We start from the raw sequence: 281 nt of genomic DNA on the forward strand, positions 1-281 counted from the left end.
ATGGTTTTGAAACACAACCATCACATCAAACAAAGCTGAACGGCCTGTATCTTTCTTTAGGTTTAGTTTGCCTACCAGTTCGTCAAACTGATACTGTTGGTGTTCATAAGCACCTAAAAGCGTTTGCTTTTGTTTTTCCAAAATGGAAACAAACGTATTTTGTTCTTCTAACTGGGTGCGTACAGCCAGCGTGTTAAGGTATAATCCTACCTGATTCTCCAGGTCTGGATGTTCTCTTCCTGCAACCGGAGTACCCACAATAAGATCTGTTTGTCCCGTAT

Annotated in this window: 1 protein-coding gene; it reads right to left on the reverse strand. The window is 41.3% G+C overall.

Going from position 1 to position 281, the window contains the following annotated elements; all coding sequences use genetic code 11:
* On the reverse strand, positions 1 to 281 hold a 281-nt coding region (locus tag EZM65_RS15400; RefSeq protein ID WP_136669448.1), incomplete at both ends, for a condensation domain-containing protein.

It is taken from the genome of Flavobacterium sp. H122, assembly GCF_004959765.1.
GTDB lineage: Bacteria > Bacteroidota > Bacteroidia > Flavobacteriales > Flavobacteriaceae > Flavobacterium.